The sequence below is a fragment of the Peribacillus sp. QJM3NY_7 genome (assembly GCF_056173225.1).
This window is the reverse complement of the sequence record NZ_CM149663.1, coordinates 3,953,422-3,973,686: the sequence shown is the minus strand read 5'-3', so window position 1 is coordinate 3,973,686 and position 20,265 is coordinate 3,953,422. Positions and strand designations below refer to the sequence as shown.

At 43.0% G+C, this 20,265-nt stretch carries 23 protein-coding genes and 1 other annotated feature; of the genes, 18 read left to right on the top strand and 5 right to left on the bottom strand.

All coding sequences use genetic code 11. The annotated features are described in order from the left end of the window. Positions 1 to 6 precede the first annotated feature (6 nt). From coaE to AC0VX1_RS18955, 15 genes are all read left to right on the top strand, one after another. The gene (gene coaE / locus AC0VX1_RS19025; protein WP_475468378.1) at positions 7 to 606 is read left to right on the top strand and encodes a dephospho-CoA kinase; all 600 of its coding nucleotides are present in this window, start codon (positions 7 to 9) and stop codon (positions 604 to 606) included. Positions 607 to 763: 157 nt separating this feature from the next. Continuing rightward, positions 764 to 1,801 carry a glyceraldehyde-3-phosphate dehydrogenase gene (locus AC0VX1_RS19020; protein ID WP_475468377.1) on the top strand — a complete coding sequence of 346 codons (1,038 nt, stop codon included), beginning with the start codon at positions 764 to 766 and terminating at the stop codon, positions 1,799 to 1,801. 355 nt (positions 1,802 to 2,156) lie between these two features. Beyond that, a complete protein-coding gene (speD, locus tag AC0VX1_RS19015) occupies positions 2,157 to 2,537 on the top strand; it encodes an adenosylmethionine decarboxylase (RefSeq protein ID WP_034311443.1) in 381 nt (126 codons plus the stop codon). 269 nt (positions 2,538 to 2,806) lie between these two features. Further along, positions 2,807 to 3,268, top strand: a complete 462-nt coding sequence (nrdR, locus tag AC0VX1_RS19010) for a transcriptional regulator NrdR (protein WP_034309080.1) — start codon at positions 2,807 to 2,809, stop codon at positions 3,266 to 3,268. Between the two features lie 64 nt (positions 3,269 to 3,332). Beyond that, positions 3,333 to 4,745, top strand: coding sequence for a replication initiation and membrane attachment family protein (locus tag AC0VX1_RS19005; RefSeq protein WP_309138933.1), 1,413 nt, complete (start codon positions 3,333 to 3,335; stop codon positions 4,743 to 4,745). After that, positions 4,732 to 5,670 (top strand): primosomal protein DnaI, encoded by a 939-nt coding sequence (gene dnaI, locus AC0VX1_RS19000; protein ID WP_475468374.1) that lies wholly within the window; start codon positions 4,732 to 4,734, stop codon positions 5,668 to 5,670. The genes AC0VX1_RS19005 and dnaI overlap by 14 nt, the downstream gene beginning before the upstream one ends. 121 nt (positions 5,671 to 5,791) lie before the next feature. After that, entirely contained in the window at positions 5,792 to 6,622 is an 831-nt protein-coding gene (ytxC, locus tag AC0VX1_RS18995; protein WP_475468372.1) for a sporulation protein YtxC, read from the top strand. Positions 6,623 to 7,041: 419 nt separating this feature from the next. Next, the gene (thrS, locus tag AC0VX1_RS18990) at positions 7,042 to 8,973 is read left to right on the top strand and encodes a threonine--tRNA ligase (RefSeq protein ID WP_475468370.1); all 1,932 of its coding nucleotides are present in this window, start codon (positions 7,042 to 7,044) and stop codon (positions 8,971 to 8,973) included. Between the two features lie 106 nt (positions 8,974 to 9,079). Beyond that, the gene (locus tag AC0VX1_RS18985; RefSeq protein WP_156404335.1) at positions 9,080 to 9,250 is read left to right on the top strand and encodes a hypothetical protein; all 171 of its coding nucleotides are present in this window, start codon (positions 9,080 to 9,082) and stop codon (positions 9,248 to 9,250) included. A gap of 53 nt (positions 9,251 to 9,303) precedes the next feature. Next, entirely contained in the window at positions 9,304 to 9,798 is a 495-nt protein-coding gene (locus tag AC0VX1_RS18980; protein WP_413010423.1) for a GNAT family N-acetyltransferase, read from the top strand. A gap of 126 nt (positions 9,799 to 9,924) precedes the next feature. After that, positions 9,925 to 10,062: a sequence feature (ribosomal protein L20 leader region), on the top strand. A gap of 98 nt (positions 10,063 to 10,160) precedes the next feature. Then, complete coding sequence (infC, locus tag AC0VX1_RS18975; RefSeq protein ID WP_034309072.1) at positions 10,161 to 10,661, top strand: translation initiation factor IF-3; 501 nt, start codon at positions 10,161 to 10,163, stop codon at positions 10,659 to 10,661. A 34-nt stretch (positions 10,662 to 10,695) separates the two neighbouring features. After that, positions 10,696 to 10,896, top strand: coding sequence for a 50S ribosomal protein L35 (gene rpmI / locus AC0VX1_RS18970; protein ID WP_034309070.1), 201 nt, complete (start codon positions 10,696 to 10,698; stop codon positions 10,894 to 10,896). A 35-nt stretch (positions 10,897 to 10,931) separates the two neighbouring features. Next, the gene (gene rplT / locus AC0VX1_RS18965; RefSeq protein ID WP_034309067.1) at positions 10,932 to 11,291 is read left to right on the top strand and encodes a 50S ribosomal protein L20; all 360 of its coding nucleotides are present in this window, start codon (positions 10,932 to 10,934) and stop codon (positions 11,289 to 11,291) included. Between the two features lie 68 nt (positions 11,292 to 11,359). Beyond that, positions 11,360 to 11,635, top strand: coding sequence for a DUF1294 domain-containing protein (locus AC0VX1_RS18960; protein WP_475468366.1), 276 nt, complete (start codon positions 11,360 to 11,362; stop codon positions 11,633 to 11,635). Positions 11,636 to 11,695: 60 nt separating this feature from the next. Further along, entirely contained in the window at positions 11,696 to 12,265 is a 570-nt protein-coding gene (locus AC0VX1_RS18955; RefSeq protein WP_057276691.1) for a TVP38/TMEM64 family protein, read from the top strand. 52 nt (positions 12,266 to 12,317) lie between these two features. On the opposite strand, the gene AC0VX1_RS18950 is transcribed toward AC0VX1_RS18955, so the two are convergent. Continuing rightward, positions 12,318 to 12,698 carry a sigma-w pathway protein ysdB gene (locus tag AC0VX1_RS18950; RefSeq protein WP_413010424.1) on the bottom strand — a complete coding sequence of 127 codons (381 nt, stop codon included), beginning with the start codon at positions 12,696 to 12,698 and terminating at the stop codon, positions 12,318 to 12,320. 110 nt (positions 12,699 to 12,808) lie between these two features. Here AC0VX1_RS18950 and AC0VX1_RS18945 point away from each other — a divergent pair, with 110 nt between their 5' ends. After that, positions 12,809 to 13,297, top strand: coding sequence for a dUTP diphosphatase (locus AC0VX1_RS18945; RefSeq protein WP_413001892.1), 489 nt, complete (start codon positions 12,809 to 12,811; stop codon positions 13,295 to 13,297). A gap of 64 nt (positions 13,298 to 13,361) precedes the next feature. Beyond that, on the top strand, positions 13,362 to 14,447 hold the full coding sequence (locus tag AC0VX1_RS18940; RefSeq protein WP_475468364.1) for a M42 family metallopeptidase: 1,086 nt from the start codon (positions 13,362 to 13,364) through the stop codon (positions 14,445 to 14,447). Between the two features lie 61 nt (positions 14,448 to 14,508). Here the strand turns inward: AC0VX1_RS18940 and AC0VX1_RS18935 are convergent, their stop codons facing one another. The 4 genes from AC0VX1_RS18935 to AC0VX1_RS18920 all read right to left on the bottom strand — a co-directional run bounded on the left by AC0VX1_RS18935 (position 14,509) and on the right by AC0VX1_RS18920 (position 18,290). Beyond that, the gene (locus AC0VX1_RS18935; protein ID WP_475471827.1) at positions 14,509 to 15,213 is read right to left on the bottom strand and encodes a LutC/YkgG family protein; all 705 of its coding nucleotides are present in this window, start codon (positions 15,211 to 15,213) and stop codon (positions 14,509 to 14,511) included. Continuing rightward, positions 15,207 to 16,637 (bottom strand): LutB/LldF family L-lactate oxidation iron-sulfur protein, encoded by a 1,431-nt coding sequence (locus AC0VX1_RS18930; protein WP_095390756.1) that lies wholly within the window; start codon positions 16,635 to 16,637, stop codon positions 15,207 to 15,209. The genes AC0VX1_RS18935 and AC0VX1_RS18930 overlap by 7 nt, the downstream gene beginning before the upstream one ends. Positions 16,638 to 16,660: 23 nt before the next feature. Next, on the bottom strand, positions 16,661 to 17,377 hold the full coding sequence (locus AC0VX1_RS18925; protein WP_057276687.1) for a (Fe-S)-binding protein: 717 nt from the start codon (positions 17,375 to 17,377) through the stop codon (positions 16,661 to 16,663). Between the two features lie 181 nt (positions 17,378 to 17,558). Then, positions 17,559 to 18,290: a FadR/GntR family transcriptional regulator gene (locus AC0VX1_RS18920; protein ID WP_057276686.1), complete on the bottom strand. Its 732-nt coding sequence runs from the start codon at positions 18,288 to 18,290 to the stop codon at positions 17,559 to 17,561. Between the two features lie 255 nt (positions 18,291 to 18,545). On the opposite strand from AC0VX1_RS18920, the gene AC0VX1_RS18915 reads away from it, so the two are divergent. Continuing rightward, positions 18,546 to 20,234, top strand: coding sequence for an L-lactate permease (locus AC0VX1_RS18915; protein ID WP_475468361.1), 1,689 nt, complete (start codon positions 18,546 to 18,548; stop codon positions 20,232 to 20,234). Positions 20,235 to 20,265: the final 31 nt, after the last annotated feature.

Below are 20,265 nucleotides of genomic sequence, written 5' to 3'. Positions count from 1 at the left end.
GAGCTTATGGGACAAATCATCGGAATCACCGGAGGCATTGCCAGTGGGAAAAGCACTGTCAGCCTCTATTTACAGGAACTCGGATTCACGATTGTCGATGCAGATCTGGCTTCCCGTGCTGTCGTTGAGCCAGGTGAAGAAGCCTATCACCAAGTTGTGAAAGCATTTGGAGAAGATATCTTATTGACGGATGGGAATATAGATCGCGTAAAGCTTGGGTCGATCATATTTAATGATCAAGAAAAGAGATTGCTGTTGAATGGTATCGTGCATCCTGCCGTCAGGAATTGGATGCGGCTGAAAACGGAAGCGGCACTATCATCAGGAGAAGAAACGGTGTTCATGGATATTCCGCTCCTATTCGAAAGCAAGCTGACATTCATGGTGGATAAGACGCTTTTGATCTATGTGGATGAGCAAGTACAATTGAAGCGATTAATGAATAGGAATGGTCTTTCGGAGACGGAGGCACTTGCCAGGATCAATTCGCAAATGCCCTTGGCCGATAAAAAGGCCTTAGCGGATGCCGTCATCGATAATAATGGTGACATTAATGAAACGAAGCGGCAAGTGAAGGTCATACTTAGCGAATGGTATGTCATTTAATCATGATAAAAAGAAGAAACCGCCCGGTTTCTTCTTTTTATGTTGAAAAAATAAAACAATCCGCATTTTTATTAGCACAATTCCTCTGAATTATGTTATACTAATTACATGTGAAAGGTAATAAGTATAACACTAATATTTCTGGAGGGTCCGAACAATGAATTCAAGAATAGCGATTAACGGATTTGGGAGAATTGGAAGAATGGTTTTCCGAAAAGCCATATTAGACGAGAGTTTGGACATTGTTGCCATAAATGCAAGCTATCCAGCTGAAACTTTAGCACACTTACTAAAATATGATACGATACATGGTAAATTCGACGGTATCATTATAGCTGAAGATGATTCAATAGTAGTGAATGGCCGCCAAGTAAAACTAATAAATAACCGCGATCCAAAGCTATTGCCTTGGAAAGAGATGAACATAGATATTGTAATTGAAGCCACTGGCAAATTCAATGATCGTTCTAAAGCGGCTCTTCATTTAGACGCAGGAGCAAAAAGAGTAATATTATCAGCCCCGGGTAAAAATGAAGACGTTACCATTGTAATGGGAGTGAATCAGGAGGTGCTGGAAATTGACAAGCATTTCGTCATATCCAATGCATCTTGTACAACGAACTGCCTTGGACCTGTTGCAAAAGTGCTTGATGAAAAATTCGGCATAAACAACGGTTTAATGACAACGATACATTCTTATACAAATGATCAAAATAATATCGATAACCCGCACAAAGACTTGAGACGTGCCCGTGCCGCTGCGGAAAGCATGATTCCTACGACTACAGGAGCTGCAAAAGCCATCTCGCTAGTGTTGCCGCAATTAAAAGGCAAACTTCATGGAATGGCGATACGAGTACCGACACCAAACGTATCTTTAGTCGATCTTGTTGTGGATTTAAACCGTGATGTCACGATTGAAGAAGTGAACCAAGCCTTCATCGACGCTTCAGAAAATGAACTCAAAGGAATCATGGAATTCACGATGGAACCTTTAGTTTCCAGTGATTTCAAAACGAATCCACACTCTGCAATCATCGATGGATTGACAACGATGATGATCGGGGACAGGAAAGTGAAGGTCCTTGCTTGGTATGATAATGAGTGGGGTTACTCCAACCGTGTAGTGGACCTTGTAAAATTGGTTGGCTCCGAGTTGAAAAAAATGTCCGAAGTCGAATTATCAGTAAAATAAAATGAAAAACCCGAGCCTGCTAAAATTTTTTAGCGGGCTATTTTTCATGCAGTGATCCATGAATTCCCGGCTGCTTTATGGCACTGAATAAACAAAAGACGGAATTTGCTCCACATTGGAACCTTCGCTATATCCCCATTACATATAAAGCTTATCTTTCCAAAAATTCAATTTGGAGTTGCAAAAAAAATTCAAACCATATATACTATGAATCGTGAACTTCTTCAAAACGGTTTGCATGATGGCTACTTAAAGGGTTAGGACCTCTTTGGACTAACTTTCCCCCGTGGTAGTTATCAGAACTTATTTTTAAATCATTGTAAGGGGGAAGCTTAATATGGAAACAGCTTACACTATGGAAACAATGGGTAGACATGTCATTTCTGAACTTTGGGGTTGTGACTTTGAAAAACTGAACAATATCGATTTAATTGAAAAGATTTTTGTTGACGCTGCTTTGAAATCAGGTGCAGAGGTACGAGAAGTTGCCTTTCACAAATTTGCTCCACAAGGAGTCAGCGGGGTTGTCATCATTTCTGAATCACACTTAACGATTCACAGTTTTCCAGAACACGGCTATGCGAGCATTGATGTCTATACATGCGGTAACTTGGATCCGAATATTGCGGCAGATTATATTGCAGAAGCTTTGAATGCGCAAACACGTGAAAACATAGAATTACCACGTGGATTAGGTCCTGTACAAATGAAAAAAGCCAATATAAGTGCCCTATAAAAAAATGTATACACAGAGATGCCATGGGTGCATCTCTTTTTTAATGCAATGAATCGGCAGTCTGATTCACTTTATTAGAGAGGATTGCCTTGAAGCACAATGCCCTTGGCAACGGTGCTTCAACGGCAGAACAAAAAGTGCCTGCTGCCGGAACTTACACTTTTTACTTGTACTGTCCGTTCCTTTTAATATAAGATTAAGATAGAGAAGTAATTCCTTGGGGAACATTTAGATAGGGGAGTCCTACATAAAATACGGAGCTGATAATGATGAAATGCCCATCATGTCAATATAACGGAACAAGAGTGCTCGATTCCAGGCCAGTCGATGAAAGTAAATCGATTCGACGACGCCGTGAATGTGAGGCATGTGGTTTTCGATTCACGACATTTGAAAAGGTGGAGGAAACACCGCTTATTGTAGTGAAAAAGGGCGGGACACGTGAAGAGTTCAGTCGTGATAAAATCCTGCGTGGCTTAATCAGGGCTTGCGAAAAACGTCCGGTTCCCTTGAAAGAACTAGAGCAAATTACCAGTTATGTAGAAAAAGAACTACGCAACCAGGGCATATCGGAAGTGAAAAGCGACAGTGTCGGCGAAATGGTAATGGACAAGCTGGCAGAAGTCGATGAGGTTGCCTATGTAAGGTTCGCATCCGTCTATCGACAATTTAAAGATATCAATGTCTTTATTGATGAACTGAAAGATTTAATAAATAAAGAAAGAAAGTAGAGCTGAAGATTCACTTTGGCTCTTTTTTCACTACATCTTTTGAAAGGTTTGAATGGAGATGTCAATGCATTGGCAAGAATTGCTCCCAGCTGATTCATATTTGGTCTCATCTGCGGGGCTGCTTCATGATTATGATCGGAAAATACTTACCCGACTATATCAACCTCTTATTGGACCTATCTGCATTAGCCTATATATGACGTTATGGAGTGAGTTGGAGGAAAACAGGCTATGGTCGGAAACCTCCTCGCATTATCAATTAATGAATACCATCGGCCTTAAGTTAGGTGATATTTACGAAGCGCGCCTTTTACTTGAAGGAATCGGCCTGTTGAATGTATATAAGAAATCGAAAAATGAAACGAAGGAATTCATTTATGAGTTAAACCCGCCGCTTTCACCCCAGCAGTTTTTCACGGATGGAATGCTGAATATTTACTTATACAAAAAAATCGGTAAAGCTCAATTCAACCGGTTAAAGAGGTTCTTTTGTGATGACCATATCTTAACCGATCAATATGAAGGTGTGACTAAATCTTTTGCGGAAGTATTCTCATCAGACCATTTGGACTCTTTATATGTAACGGATGAAGCGAAAAACGAATGGAAACCGGTGCCTGAACAGCAATACATCGATCGGGCGGAAGGCGTTGAGCCATCGGGGTTTGATGACTTATTCGATTTTGACCTTTTATTTGCCGGGATGAAATCCTCGATCGTGCCGAAAAAGGCTTTTACTCCTAAAATAAAAAGTACGATTGCCAAACTCGCTTTTTTATATGGCATTGATCCGCTGGAAATGCAAAAACTAGTAATGGATGCCGTTTCATTGGATGATGAGATTGATGAGGAATTGCTTAGAAAGGCGGCAAGGGACTGGTACCAGATTGAACGGCAGGCCGATATGCCTTCCCTTGTCAATCGGGTGCAGCCAATTCGTGAACGGACACAAAAAGAAGAACCGAAAACAAAGGAACAAGAGTTAATCCGTCATTTGGAGACGATTTCCCCGAGGGAGCGGCTGATGCAATTGTCTGGCGGTGCAGAGCCGTCAAGCGGTGATTTGAAAGTGGTTGAGGGCGTGATGATCAACCAAAAGCTGAATCCGGGTGTCGTCAATGTCTTGATTGAATATGTCATGCTCAAAACGGATATGAAGTTCACGAAAGGTTATGTGGAAAAGCTGGCAGGCCATTGGGCACGGCTAAAGGTCTCAACAGTCGTCGAGGCGATGGAACTGGCCAAAAATGAACATAGGAAATATCAGGACTGGGCTCAAGGAAGCAGGAATGCTGCGAAGGGCAGCCGGAAAAAGGCGATACGGGAAGAAGTGGTTCCTGAGTGGCTTGAGAAAAAAGAAGAAGCACAGCAGGAGCAGAATGCGGATCAGCCTGAATTGGATGCCCAAAAACGCGAACTTCTGGAGAAATGGAAGCTGTGGAAAGCGGGAGGTGAAATGAACGATGGAAAAGATTAATAGGTCCCTTAATAAATTGGCCAATACAAATCAATTTCAACAGCGTTATGAAAAGCTGAAACAGGAGATTTTTGAAAACGAACAAGTGCGGTTATTCATGAATGCCAACAGCTCGACGGTCACGAAGGAAATGATTGATAAAAACTTGGGGAAGCTTTATGAGTTCACTTCACAGAGCAATAAGTGTGATAAATGTCCGAGCTTGGATGGCTGCATCAATATGATGCAAGGGTATTATCCTAAATTGGTGGTGCAAGGAAAAGCCCTGAACCTGCATTATGAAGTCTGCCCGAGGAAATTGGCAGAGGATGAAAAGCGGAAACGGGAAAAGCTGATCCGCAGCCTGTATGTACCGAAGGATATTTTAAAGGCCAGCATTGAAGATTTTACCCAAACGGATGATGAAAACAAACGCTTGTCTGTCCTAAGTAAAGCGATGTCGTTCATTATGGAATATGAGCCGGGTAAAAGGCAAAAAGGCTTGTATATATATGGGAAATTCGGTGTTGGGAAAACGTACTTATTAGGTGCGATCGCCAATGAACTTGCAAAAAGGCAAATTTCCTCCCTTATAGTCTATGTACCTGACTATTTGAGGGAACTTAAGGGATCGATAGGTGATAATACGGTCAATGAAAAAATTGAAATGGTGAAAACGGCACCTATCCTCATGCTTGATGATATTGGAGCGGAATCCATGACGAGCTGGGGACGCGATGAGGTTTTTGGTCCGATTTTGCAATTTAGGATGCTGGAAAACCTGCCGACATTTTTCACTTCGAATTTTGATATGAATGGCCTGGAGAACCACCTGACCTTTTCACAGCGCGGTGAGAAAGAAGAAGTGAAGGCGGCCCGGGTACTGGAAAGAATTCAATATTTAGCCGAGCCGGTCAAGCTTGATGGCGTGAATCGGAGAAGATGAAGAAAAGTGGTCTCTTAATGGAGGTCACTTTTTTCTTCTTACAAGGCCCATCCTACTTCTAAACACGTCCCCATCCCCATATACATGAAAAAAGAAGCAAGGGGGAAGGGGGGATGTCGTAGTGCAAATTTTGTTTCAAAACGATTCAGAGGCATTGAAATTACTGAATTTCGTTTCTGTCCATCCACTGGGGGCAGAATTTCAAGCATATATTCGATTTATTCCGCAACAAGGCATGCATGTGGATATGACGGAATCTTCAGGTGATGAATGGCTAATTCTGCTTCGTGATGCATTCCATTCTTTTTTATTGGAAGAAAAGACGCTTCCTGTTCTGGAGCAAATTATAGTCGGTAAATTTTTTTATAGGGAACGGGAAGAAATTGAAGCCATCATTGAAATTGCATCATCCATCATCGAGGCGGAAAGAGCCAGGAATCAAGATGGAGCATTCAGTACGGAGAAACGATTGATTGAGGAAGGACTTCAAAGCATCTTGGCTGGAAAGGTATCTTTTTCATTCGATTCTTTTACGACCTTCCGTTTAAAATCGTTTCAGCACACTTTGGAAAAGTATGTCGTCAAGGCGATTGATGAATATAAGCTGGAACAGGACTATCAAAATTTCATTGCTACGCTCCGTGATTGCCTTCAAGGGCAGGAGTCGAAATTAAGAAAGCTTCACCTTGTCAACCGGGACGGTTTTCACTTCTATGATCAGAAATTCAGCAAACTCGACCGTCCAAAAATCAATAGTATGATTGACAGGAGGCTTCTTGCCAAAAGCTCACTTTTTCTCGATACGGTGATACTTGCCCCGCTTTTATCGATTGCTCCTGAAAACTTGTGCATCTATACCGATGACAAGGAAGAGGGGCTCATCCAGACCATTTCAAGGATTTTCGAAGAACGGGCGACTATCTTGCCACTTTCATCATTTTCTAGCAGTTGAATGAACTTTCGTGGAAAAAAGAAAATTAACCTTGATTTTCGCCGTATAACAAATTATAATTTCCTACATACTATTAAAAAACTAAAAGTTATGATGAGGACAAGGGTATTCTAGTCGCCGATTATCAGAGAGGGAAGCCAACAGGCTGTAAGCTTCCTATTCGCATGGAACACTTACCACCTTTAAACTTCGGCTCGGAAAGCAGGCATTCTGCGAATATGAGCTGACGGGAAGCTGCCGTTACCAAGTTACAAGTGCCATTTTGCCGTGAAAAGCAAGCTGGAACGAGGGTGGAACCGCGGGTTAATGATATTTATTACTAAGCTCGTCCCTGTTTTATACAGGGGCGGGCTTTTTTGTGTTGTAATGGAATCAAAAACCTGTAATTTGTTCGAACAAATAAGAAGGAGTGAAACTGAATGTCAGAACTACTGAAAATATCTTTTCCTGACGGAGCGGTCAAGGAGTTTGCTAAAGGCACAACAACTGAAGACATCGCTGCATCCATCAGTCCTGGTTTAAGGAAAAAATCCATTGCCGGAAAATTCAATGGTGAATTATATGATTTAAAACGTCCGATTGAACAAGATGGTACAATCGAAATCGTCACACAGGACGCAGCGGATGCTCTTGAAGTAGTGCGTCACAGTACAGCGCACTTGATGGCACAAGCGATCAAACGTTTGTACAAAAATGCTAAATTCGGCGTAGGGCCAGTCATTGAAGGCGGCTTTTACTATGATATGGATCTAGAGGAATCATTGACTCCCGAAGACCTTCCATTGATTGAAAAAGAAATGAAGAAAATCGTCAACGAAAACTTGGCAATCTCCCGCATCGAAGTGAGTCGTGATGAAGCGATTTCCCGTTTTAAAGAAATCGGCGACGAGTATAAATTGGAATTGATCGATGCGATTCCTGCCGATCAGCAGGTAACACTGTATGAGCAAGGGGAATTTTTTGACCTTTGTCGTGGAATTCATGTTCCATCAACTGGGAAAATCAAAGAATTCAAGCTATTGAGCATCGCTGGAGCATACTGGAGAGGCGATAGCAAAAACAAAATGCTTCAACGCATTTACGGTACGGCTTTCTATAAAAAAGAAGATTTGGCCGAACACCTGCGTCTCCTTGAAGAAGCCAAGGAACGTGACCATCGTAAAATCGGCAAAGAATTGAACTTGTTCATGAGCTCACAGAAAGTGGGGCAAGGGCTGCCGATGTGGTTGCCAAAAGGCGCGACAATTCGCCGTACAATCGAAAGATATATCGTGGATAAGGAAGAACGTTTAGGCTATGACCATGTCTACACACCTGTAATGGGAAGCGTGGACCTTTATAAAACATCCGGACACTGGGATCATTACCAGGACGGCATGTTCCCGGTCATGGAGATGGAAAACGAACAGCTTGTCCTGCGTCCGATGAACTGTCCGCATCACATGATGGTCTATAAAAACAGCATCCACAGCTACCGCGAACTGCCAATCCGGATTGCCGAGCTAGGCTTGATGCACCGCTATGAAATGTCAGGTGCCCTTTCAGGCCTTCAGCGTGTACGTGGGATGACATTGAATGATGCGCACATTTTCGTTCGCCCCGACCAAATCAAAGAAGAGTTCAAGCGTGTTGTGAACCTTGTTCTGGAAGTTTATAAAGATTTCGATATCAAGGATTATTCATTCCGTCTGTCTTATCGCGATCCTCAGGATACAGAAAAATACTTCGATGATGATGACATGTGGGAAAAAGCGCAAAGCATGTTAAAAGGCGCCATGGATGAGCTTGGTCTTGATTACTTTGAAGCGGAAGGTGAAGCGGCATTCTACGGTCCTAAGCTTGATGTTCAGGTGCGCACTGCCTTAGGGAAAGATGAAACGCTTTCCACTGTTCAGCTTGATTTCTTGCTTCCTGAACGTTTTGACCTTAATTACGTCGGTGAGGACGGCAAGCAGCACCGTCCGGTTGTTATCCACCGCGGCGTCGTTTCCACAATGGAACGTTTTGTCGCTTACTTGATTGAAGAATACAAGGGGGCATTCCCTACTTGGCTTGCACCTATCCAAGCACAGGTGATCCCGGTTTCACCTGAAGTGCACTTGGATTATGCGAAAGAAGTACAGGAAAAACTTAAAGCGCAAGGCATTCGTGTCGACCTGGATACACGTGACGAGAAAATCGGTTACAAAATCCGTGAAGCACAAATGCAAAAAATCCCGTATATGCTGGTCGTTGGAGACAATGAAGCCAAAGAAGGCAGCGTGAATGTACGTAAATACGGTGAACAAAAATCCGAAACGATCGCATTTGAAGATTTCGTTTCAGCGATTAAGGCGGAAGTGAGCCGTTAATAGCAAAAAGAGGGGCACATATAGTTGTGTCCCTCTTTTTAATCATGGCATGATAAAATGAAACCATCATGTGAAAATATGTACAGCAATGAAAAGGAGGGGCAGCATGAAAAAGAAATTTACTTATCTATTCGGACCGACATTCCTTGTCATCATCATCTTATTGTTATTGGATGATTATCGACAATATGCCATCGTCCCGGTCCTGCTTTTTTGGATAGTCCTATTTTCTTGGGACACCATTGAGAAAAAGAAAAAGGCGAAAGAAGACTCTTAACATGTGATGGCTTCGGCCAGTATGGACTGTAACTAAAGGGGGAATGGGGATAAATGGAGATTAGAAGGGCTTCAAGGAAAGACGCGGGTAACTTGGCTGCTCTGTTCAATCATGTAGAAGATTCCGGGTATATGCTGTTTAACCCTGGGGAAAGAAAAGCTACAGCGAAACAAATGGAAAAGCAATTGGAGCAAATCGAAAAAAATCCCCCTTCCATTGTCCTCGTTTCCGCTAGCGGCAATGAGCTGAATGGTTACCTAATCTTATTGGGCAATCAAATGGGCCGAACGAGGCATTCCGCCAAAATCGTCATCGGCATCCATGAACAGGTTAGAGGAAAAGGCATCGGTACGAAGCTATTTCAGAAAATGGAGGAGCATGCACGGACTAACGAAATACGGCGCCTGGAATTGTCCGTGATTGCAAACAACGCCCCTGCGCTTTCCTTGTATCATAAGATGGGGTTCGAAAAGGAAGGAATAAAGCGGGAATCACTGTTTTTTGATGGAAAGTATCATGATGAATATTTTTTGTCCAAATTACTTTAAAAAACGTATTGTCAAATAACTGAATGTCTGATAATATTAATTTTGTTGTGAAAAACGAATAAAATTTAGCATTTGACAAGTCATCAGTGTTTATGATATATTTCTAAAGTGAATTGAATACGTGTTTGATGAAAGAAGAAGCACCCGCTTCTCACCTGGTTGACGCAAACAATGCAGTTAACAGGTCATGATTTGATTATTTGGATCTTTCTGAATGAGTCTATCAAGTGTGGGTGCAACATGCATCCACACTTTTTTATTATGATTATATCCTGTAAGCGAGTTGTGAGCGTGACCGAATTTATTCAAATATTCGTATTCGCCAATATCTTTGGAGGTGGCTAACTATTAGTAAAGACGCGATGGTAAACGAGGGCATCCGAGCCCGTGAAGTTCGTCTTATTGACCAAAACGGAGAACAACTTGGAATTAAAACGAAATTCGAAGCATTGGAAATTGCCGCTCGTGTAAATCTTGATCTAGTTTTAGTTGCTGCAAATGCAAAGCCTCCGGTAGCCCGGATCATGGACTACGGAAAACACCGCTTCGAGCAGCAAAAGAAAGACAAGGAAGCACGTAAAAATCAAAAAGTCATCAGTCTGAAAGAGGTTCGTTTGAGCCCGACGATTGAAGAGCATGATTTCAATACGAAGCTTCGCAACGGTATTAAATTCCTTGAAAAAGGCGATAAAGTAAAAGCTTCTATCCGATTCAAAGGACGTGCCATTACGCATAAGGAAATTGGTCAACGTGTACTCGTTCGTTTTTCTGAAGCATGTAAAGAAGTGGCTACAATCGAGCAACACCCAAAAATGGACGGGCGCAGCATGTTCATTATCTTAGCACCGAAAAACGAAAAGTAATTGTAAAGTAATTTGTAATGAGGAGGAATACCTTATGCCTAAAATGAAAACTCACCGCGGATCTGCTAAACGTTTCAAAAAGACTGGATCCGGCAAACTTAAGCGTTCTAACGCTTACACAAGCCATTTATTTGCTAACAAATCTACTAAGCAAAAGCGTAAGCTTCGCAAAGCTAGCCTTGTAAGCAAAGGTGACTTCAAACGTATTCGTCATATGCTAGACAACATTAAATAAGTTCGATTTATCGAGTTAAATAGGAGGGAAATAACATGCCACGTGTAAAAGGCGGTACTGTTACTCGCAAACGTCGTAAAAAGGTAATAAAATTAGCTAAAGGTTACTATGGCGCGAAACATATTCTTTTCAAAGTAGCTAACCAACAAGTAATGAAGTCAGGAAACTATGCTTTCCGTGACCGTCGTCAAAAGAAACGTGATTTCCGCAAACTTTGGATCACTCGTATCAACGCTGCAGCACGCATCAACGGTCTTTCTTACAGCCGTTTAATGCATGGCCTAAAGCTTGCTGGTATCGAAGTGAACCGCAAAATGCTTGCTGATCTTGCTGTTGCTGACGAACAAGCTTTTGCTCAATTAGCAACTGCTGCTAAACAACAATTAGACAAATAAGTCTGACTGATACCGCCACTCTCTTTTCAAGAGGGTGGCTTTTTACATATTTAAAGGAGGGAATGGGAATGCAAGGAGTATGGTTCATTGCTGCTTATATGATCATCACGAACATCATCGGTTTTGCCTTAATGGGAATCGACAAAAGGAAAGCTCGTAATGGGGAGTACCGGATCAGCGAAAAGACACTTTGGTTTTGGGCTGTCATAGGAGGAGGGACTGGGTCCTTTTTGGGGATGAAGCAATTCCGCCATAAGACGAAGCATGACGCTTTTAAGTGGGGTCTGCCTATATTGATGATTCTGCAGATAGGCTTATTGATTAAGGTATTCATTCAATTGTAATAAGTAGCCCGTATAGTGTATATGCTTGTAGAAGCAGCAAAGAGTAGCTGGAGGGAGAGCATGAATGATAAACTGACACTTGTGATGAGCTACGTTCAATCTGGAAGCGTGTTTGCACCGTTGATTTTTATCACTTTTCATTTATTAAGGCAATTTTTATTCATTCCCGTCATTGTGGTTTGCATGTCTGGAGGAGTATTATTCGGGGCAGCTTTTGGAACCATCTATTCGGTAATCGGTTTGACGCTTTCCAGCATGGCCTTTTATTTCGTGATAGGCAAATTTCCGAAAACAAAGGAAAGGCTGCTGCGGCTTAAGAATAAGCTGTTTGGTAACCGAAAACTGAACAGCCGGCAAATTGCAGTACTCAGGCTAATACCATTCATACACTTTTATTTATTGTCGCTTTGTTTATTGGAATCCAATAAAGGGCTGAAAAATTATTTTTACCTATCCTTCATGACCAATCTTCCTGTAGCATTCGTATACACGGTTTTTGGCCACTATATTGCAGATTTCAGTCCCACGCTGATCGTCATCATTTTATTATCCTTAACCTTATTGATCTATTTATTGAGAGAGAAGCAGACGGTCGTCCCCTGGAAGGAATTTTTTCGTTCAGATGATTAATATAGAGCCTTGAGTCCATTTTCCTCAAGGCTCTTCATTATGCGTGATTTTTTCAATTTTGTAAGAACTCCTTGACCGGGCTCTTCCAATCAATAACGGCATCCGGGTATTGTTTTTTTATGGCTGCCTCGATTTTCAAGAAATCATTTCGCTTCAAGCCTTTCAGGCCTGCCACTTTTTTAGGCCAAATGAAGATGGAGATGACCTCGAAGGAGCGTTCCGTCGTCCCTAAATACTTTTCCCCTTCAAACATCACCCCGTTGTACGTCAATAAAAAATTCTTTCGTATATTGGATGTATCGTCGAGCAGAAAGAATTTTTTCTGTTCATGTGCCAGCTCTAATTTTCTTTTCGGATTAAATAGGTATTTAATGACTGTATAGATTAAGAAAATGATGAGAGCCAAAAGAATGAACCGCATGATCAATACCATGGAGATACCTCCTTAAACAGAGTGATTCCCTTTCATTTACGTATGGGTTTTTAATAAGTTTCATTTATTTGATATAATTTAGGGGAAGACGAAGGAAAGAAGTGATGAAAATGAACATAAGTAAATTAATGGAAATGCAGGCGGCTTTGGATGAGCATATACAATCCAAGCATGATTTGGGTGCGGAAGACTTGGTGGAACGGAAGATACTTGCTCTTTTAGTGGAGCTTGGAGAGCTTGCCAATGAAACAAGATGTTTTAAATTCTGGAGTCTTAAAGGACCCTCTGATAAAGAAACGATTTTGGCTGAATATGTGGATGGCATTCATTTCATTTTGTCACTCGGGATCGAACGGGGTTTTGTACCGGAAGCTCCATCTGCCCTAAAGATGCATCAGGAAGATTTGACGGTTCAATTTACTGCCATTTACGGCTACATCAGTGAATTTCGCACACAGTTGACAGATTCATCTTACCAAAAGGTTTTTACTGCGTATTTACATTTAGGGGAGTTGCTCGGATTTTCGGCAGCGGATGTGGAAAAAGCATATGTAAGCAAAAATGAAGTCAATTACGAAAGGCAAAAGCAAGGCTACTGATTGTTTATGAAATCGTTTGTCTGTATAATTATTCTTGTAATGTAAGTTATAAGGAGGTAAGGGAATGGCTCAATTGGATGAAACGTTAAAGATGCTTGCTGACTTAACGGATGCTAAAGGCATTGCAGGAAATGAAAGTGAAGTAAGAAAAGTGATGACCGAATACATAACACCATTTGCGGATGAAATATCGACAGATGGGCTGGGAAGTTTGATCGCCAAGAAAACGGGAGATGAAAACGGACCGAAAATCATCGTTACCGGGCATATGGACGAAGTCGGTTTCATGATCACCCAAATTGATGATAAGGGATTTTTGCGTTTTCAGCCGGTAGGGGGCTGGTGGTCACAGGTAATGCTGGCCCAGCGCGTGACGATCGTTACGGGTAAAGGTGATATAACGGGCATTATCGGTTCCAAGCCGCCACATATCCTGTCAGCGGAAGCACGGAAGAAGCCGATTGATATTAAAGATATGTTCATTGATATTGGTGCATCCAGCAAAGAAGAGGTTAAGGAATGGGGCGTCAAGCCGGGGGATATGGTTGTGCCATATTTTGAATTCACGGTTATGAATAATGAAAAGATGCTGCTCGCCAAAGCCTGGGACAATCGAATTGGCTGTGCAATCGCCATTGATGTGTTTAAACAGCTGAAAGACAGCGACCATCCTAACGTAGTTTATGGAATTGGCGCAGTGCAAGAAGAGGTCGGCCTGCGTGGCTCCAAAACATCCACATTCAAAATTCAGCCGGATATCGGTTTTGCCGTCGATGTCGGCATTGCTGGTGATACACCGGGGGTTTCCGAAAAAGAAGCGATGAGCAAGATGGGGGAAGGCCCGCAAATCGTCATCTATGATTCATCGATGGTGGCACATAAGGGATTACGAGATTTCGTCACCGACACGGCTGATGAAATGAATATTCCTTATCAATATGAATCGATTCCTGGCGGCGGGACGGATGCCGGCTCCATCCATTTAACGGCAAATGGTGTTCCCGCCCTGGCGATCACAATTGCCACACGCTACATTCATTCACACGCAGCAATGCTTCACAGGGATGATTATGAGAATGCAGTCAAGCTCATTGTCGAAGTGATTAAACGCCTCGATCGCGAAGCGGTTGATCGGATCATTTACGAGTAATATAGTAATTTAAAAATGGAGAGGCCTAATATAGGTCCTCTCCATTTTCTTTTTCTTATTTCTACTTGTCTTCGACAATTATATAGACGGCTTTGATGGGTCCATGGACGCCGACGACAAGGTCCATTTCAATATCAGCCGAATTGCTCGGCCCTGTTATGAAATTGATGCAGGAAGGAACGACTTCGCCCCGGGTAACTTTTGAACGGATGGCCGCAGCAGCCTGGGTCATTCGCGGAACGATGGTGCTTTTCGGAATGATGGAAACATGGCAGGAAGGAAGGAAGCTGATGGAACGGCCGTGATCCTTGTCGCTGAACAAGACGACGGTCGCTGATTCCGCTAGTGTCATCTCACTGAATGTGATTCCGATGTTAGCACATTCTGCTTTTTTGATATTTTCATTCCCGGCTTGGTGATCCCATATATGGACATCATTTTCCTTTAAGATGCCCTCTAACCCATACTCGGAAAATCGACCGTCCTTAGGGATGATCACGGGTCCGTTTCCAAGTTCCTTGATCACCTTTGTTAAGCAATTCACCACTTGCTTGGAGTCTGTAAGGTGAAATTGAGTATGCACCCGTTTACATTGCTCCTTCAATTCCGCGACAAGATCATTTTGTGTCGCATGTTTCAAAACTTCTTTTTGGGGGGCGTGCTTCCATTCCGGAACGGAGATGCCTTCCGTAATAGGAGCCCTTCCCAGGTTTTTAGCTATATTGTTTAAAAATGCCCCTTCATTATGGATGGTTCCATTCATGATGGTTTCCCTCCTTTTTCCCGATTTTTGAACCAGTCCCGAAAGCTCTCTTTCCCTGGAGCAGGGAACTCGCGGCTTTCTGTCCAAGTTTTGAGCGGTCCCGGGCCTTTCGAGATGATATCCCCCGTTTTAAAAGGTGACATCGCTGATGGGGCCATTTTGGAGCCGAATTTATAAAGCATAGGCGATGCCGCACCAATCCCAAAGGCCTTCATGGCCATCTTTTCTGAAAACGGCGCCATTTTTTCCTTTTCAACGATGACTTCACGATGTTTCCTCAGTAAATCATGGAGAGGAATCTTTACCGGACAGGCATCTGTACAGGCTGCACAAAGAGTGGAGGCATACGGCAGTTCCTTGAAATCATCATATCCTCCGAGTAAGGGTGAAAGCACAGCGCCGATTGGCCCGGGGTAAATTGAACCATATGAATGACCGCCAACCTGGCGATAGACCGGGCAGACATTTATACAGGCAGCACAGCGAATGCATTGAAGAACGGATTGAAACTCAGTTCCTAAGATGGAGGAGCGTCCATTATCCACGATCACAAGGTGAAACTCCTCGGGTCCGTCTACATCACCTTCATCACGCGGACCGGTAAGTGCGGTGATGTAACTGGTCAATCTTTGGCCGACAGCGCTTCTTGTCAATAAGCTGACAAGGACTTCGAATTCATCGAATGTAGGTACAAGCCGTTCCATTCCCATCACGGTGATTTGCGTTTTTGGGAGGGCAGTGACCAAATCGGCATTTCCTTCATTCGTCACCAATCCGATCGAGCCCGTTTCCGCAATCGCAAAATTACAGCCGGTAATGCCCACATCGGCGCTTAAGAAATCTTTCCGCAGAATGCCCCGCACATGGGCGGTAAGCTCTTCCGGTTTTTCGGTTTGCGTATAGGCAAGCTTTTCTTTAAAAACATCCCTGATCTGTTCTTTATTTTTATGGAGCGCAGGTGCGACGATATGGGAAGGGGGATCATGATCATCCACTTGTAAAATGTATTCTCCAAGGTCAGTTTCAACGACATCGAGGCCAACTGCCTCAAGAGTTGCATTCAAATTGATCTCTTCCGTAACCATCGATTTGGATTTAACGACCTTTTTGGCATTCTTTTTTACAATGACATCCTTAATGTAGCCGCTTGCTTGTTCAGCGGTTTCAGCGAAGAAGACATGACCGCCCCTTTTCGAAACGTTTTCGGCAAGCTGGTGCAAATAGAAATCAAGGTTACTGAGCACATGCTGCCGAATTTCTTCCCCAAGGGAACGCCAATCCTCCCAGCTTCCCAATTCATCAACGGCAGTCAGCCGCCGTCCGTGTAATCGTTCTTGGGCACTGGATACGGCCAATCGCATAAAGTCATTATGTATTCCTTCATCCACCCGGTCTTTAAATTTGGCAGAGCTGGTTTTCATAGCCATAAGTTTTTCCCTCCTCGCTTTCTTTAAATGCTATTCAGGACTTCCGCAATGTGAAGGACCTTCACCGGTTGCCCCTTCCTTTGGATCCGTCCGCCGATATTCATCAAACATCCTGCATCCCCGCCGATTAAAAAGTCGGCACCGGTTTCTTCAATATTGCATACCTTCTCCTCGACCATTTGTCCGGAAATGTCACCCATCTTAACCGAAAAGGTCCCCCCGAACCCGCAGCAGTTTTGGGCATCCGGAAGTGGTGTCATTTCCAGCCCCCTGACATGGCTTAATAAAATGGCAGGTGCTTCCTTCACCTTAAGCAGCCGTGTCATATGGCATGAAGTATGATAAGTGGCCTTTCCCTTGAGGGTAGCCCCGACGTCGGTCACTTTTAAGACATCCACGATGAATTGGGACAATTCATATGTTTTAGCCGCTAATGATGCCGCTTTCTTTTCCCATACGGCATCACCTTTGAAAAGTACCGGATATTCCTTGAACATCGCTGCACAGGAACCGGAAGGGGTTACGACGTATTCAGCATCCGCGAACGTTTTAATCATCTTTTTCATGGCTTCCTTCGATTCCTTCGTATACCCGCTATTATATGCCGGCTGTCCGCAGCATATCTGGGACTCCGGGAAATCGATCTCACAGCCTAATCTCTCGAGTAGCTCCACTGTCGCTTTGCCGACATTGGATTGAAACAAATCCACTAAACATGTTGCAAAGAGAGTAACTTTCAATTTGAACTCCTCCTTTTTCAAAATAGGTTAACAGGTCATCTGATGACTAGAAAATGGAAAAAGGAAATGGCTAAGAGAAGATACCAATTTCCAAGATTTTTTAAATGAAGTAATCGTTTTCAAAATAATATATCAATTTAATCCTTTTTTGTATAGGGTGTTTTTGAAATTTAAAGGAATGTCAATGATTCTTTTGCTGATTTTTTTGGATGACTCGGTCCAGCGATTCCTCGACGCTTTGAAGATGAAACAGCATGGCACTGCGGGCTCCGTCCTCATCCTGTGCCACGATTGCATCATATATCCTGACATGCTGCTGGTAAAGCTGCTTGAGTGTCATCTCTTCGGAATAAAGCGCAGCCCGACGGATATCACGCATCTTTTCCGTCATTAATTCTGAAACATGATTCATCAATGTAATCAGCAGCTCATTTTGTGATGCATTTGCCACGGCAACATGGAAGGAGATATCCGCTTTATCACTAAGTTCTTCATCATCCGAGACCTTTTCCATATTAAAAAGCATGTCCTTAAGTTCGATAAGGTTTTCTTCCGTTCTCTTCTTCGCTGCCACTTCCGCCGTACCGGACTCAAGGATTTTCCGGACTTCCAGTAAATGCTTGATATTGTCTTGATCCATCAAAAGGGCGGCAGACAAGGGGTGGTTCATGATGGCGGGGTCGAAGGTTTTGACGAATGTTCCTTCACCTTGTTTTATTTCAATAAGACCCATTGAACTCAATGCACTTAATGCTTCGCGGATGGCCGGGCGCCCGACTTGGAAATTTTCCGCAAGCTGCTGAATGGAATCCAATTGTTCACCTGGTTTCAGGCTGCCTGACCGAATCATTTCATAAAGTTCATCGCTGACTTCTTCATAAATTTTTTTCGGCTTTATTTTTTTATATACCAAGTAGTAGCACCTCTATTTTCTATGAGTTTCTCTAGTTAATATTATATAACACAAATGATCTTTGACACTTCCAGAAGAGTTAAAAAATCAACAAAAAATAAAAAAAATCTTGCTTTTATATTTTCAATCATTTAATTTATATGAGTACTCATCAAGTCATCTGATGACTTTGAATATTTGAATATGTAAGGGGTTTCAATTAGTGTTTGATTTCTGAATTTTTTAAAAAATCAATAGTAAAAGGAGTCGAAATGAATGACATGGACACAAAACTTTACGCCGATCACCGATAATTTAGTTTTATCATCTCTTGCCGCACTCATTCCAATTCTTTACTTTTTCTGGGCGCTTACCATCAAACGCATGAAAGGTTACATGGCAGGTATAACGACGTTGCTTGTAGCTCTTGCAGTGGCTGTATTGATATATGGGATGCCTGCAGGAAAAGCAGTGATGTCCGCTTCACAAGGAGGCGTATATGGGCTGCTCCCTATCGGATGGATAATCATCACTTCCGTATTTTTGTACAAGATGACTGTTAAAAGCGGGCAATTCAATATCATTCGTTCTTCTGTGCTTTCGCTTACGGAAGACCGGCGCCTCCAGGCATTATTGGTGGCATTTTCTTTCGGGGCCTTTTTAGAAGGTGCTGCGGGATTTGGAGCACCGGTCGCCATTTCAGCCGCACTTTTAGTCGGTCTCGGCTTTAATCCGCTATATGCAGCCGGGATTTGTTTGATCGCGAATACCGCTCCGGTAGCGTTCGGGGCGGTCGGAATACCGATCATCGCCATGGAAGGCCCTACTGGCATAGCCGCCATGGAGATTTCCAAAATGGTCGGCCGCCAATTGCCATTCCTTTCTGCTTTCATTCCGCTTTATCTCATTTTAATCATGACTGGGTGGAAAAGGTCGCTTGAGGTTTTGCCGGCAATTTTGGTTTCCGGAATTTCCTTTGCCATCACACAATACTTAAGTTCGAATTTTCTTGGGCCCGAATTACCCGACATCCTATCCGCGTTAGTGTCACTGTTTGCATTGGCGATTTTCCTTAAATTCTGGAAACCTAAGACGATCTTTCGCTTTGCATCAGAGGAAACGGCAGCTGCTGTCGAGCCATTATATACAGCCGAAGCGGAAACAAAATACACGAAATGGCAGATATTCCATGCTTGGTCACCATTCCTTCTGTTAACGCTTTTCATCACAATATGGGGGCTGAACCCAATAAAGCCGGCACTATCCGGACATTATGAAGGCAACAATGTGCTGCTTGGCGGAATCAATGAAATCGGGAAACTATTAACCTTCCAAATCGAAGTTCCAGGTCTGCATAATGAGATAATCGGAAGTAATGGATTGCCGATTGCGGCTTTTTATAAAATAGAACTGCTCGGAGCAGCCGGGACGGCCATTTTACTGGCTGCCATCGTAACGAAGTTCATCGCACACATGTCTTCAAAAGACTTTTATGGCACCTTTGTTGAAGCGATGAAAGAGTTGGCCAAACCAATCTTGATGATTTCTACCGTGGTTGCTTTTGCTTATGTGACGAATGCTTCAGGCATGTCGACAACATTAGGGATGACCCTGGCAAAATCGGGTGATTTATTTCCGTTCTTCGCACCTGTTCTCGGCTGGCTAGGTGTGTTCATTACCGGATCGGATACATCAGCCAACCTCTTATTTGGCAGTCTGCAGAAAGTGACTGCGCTTAAAGTGGGGATGGAACCGGTTCTGGCACTGGCGGCGAACTCTTCTGGAGGGGTCACCGGAAAGATGATTTCCCCCCAATCGATAGCGATAGCTTGTGCTGCCGTAGGATTGGCGGGCAGGGAATCGGAATTATTGAGATTCACGCTTAAACATAGCTTATTTTTATTGCTGCTTGTTTGTGTGATTACCTTCTTGCAAAATGGCGTCCTTTCCTGGATGATTCCATAAGTAGAATGAGGCTCCCTTTTCATCGGGGAGC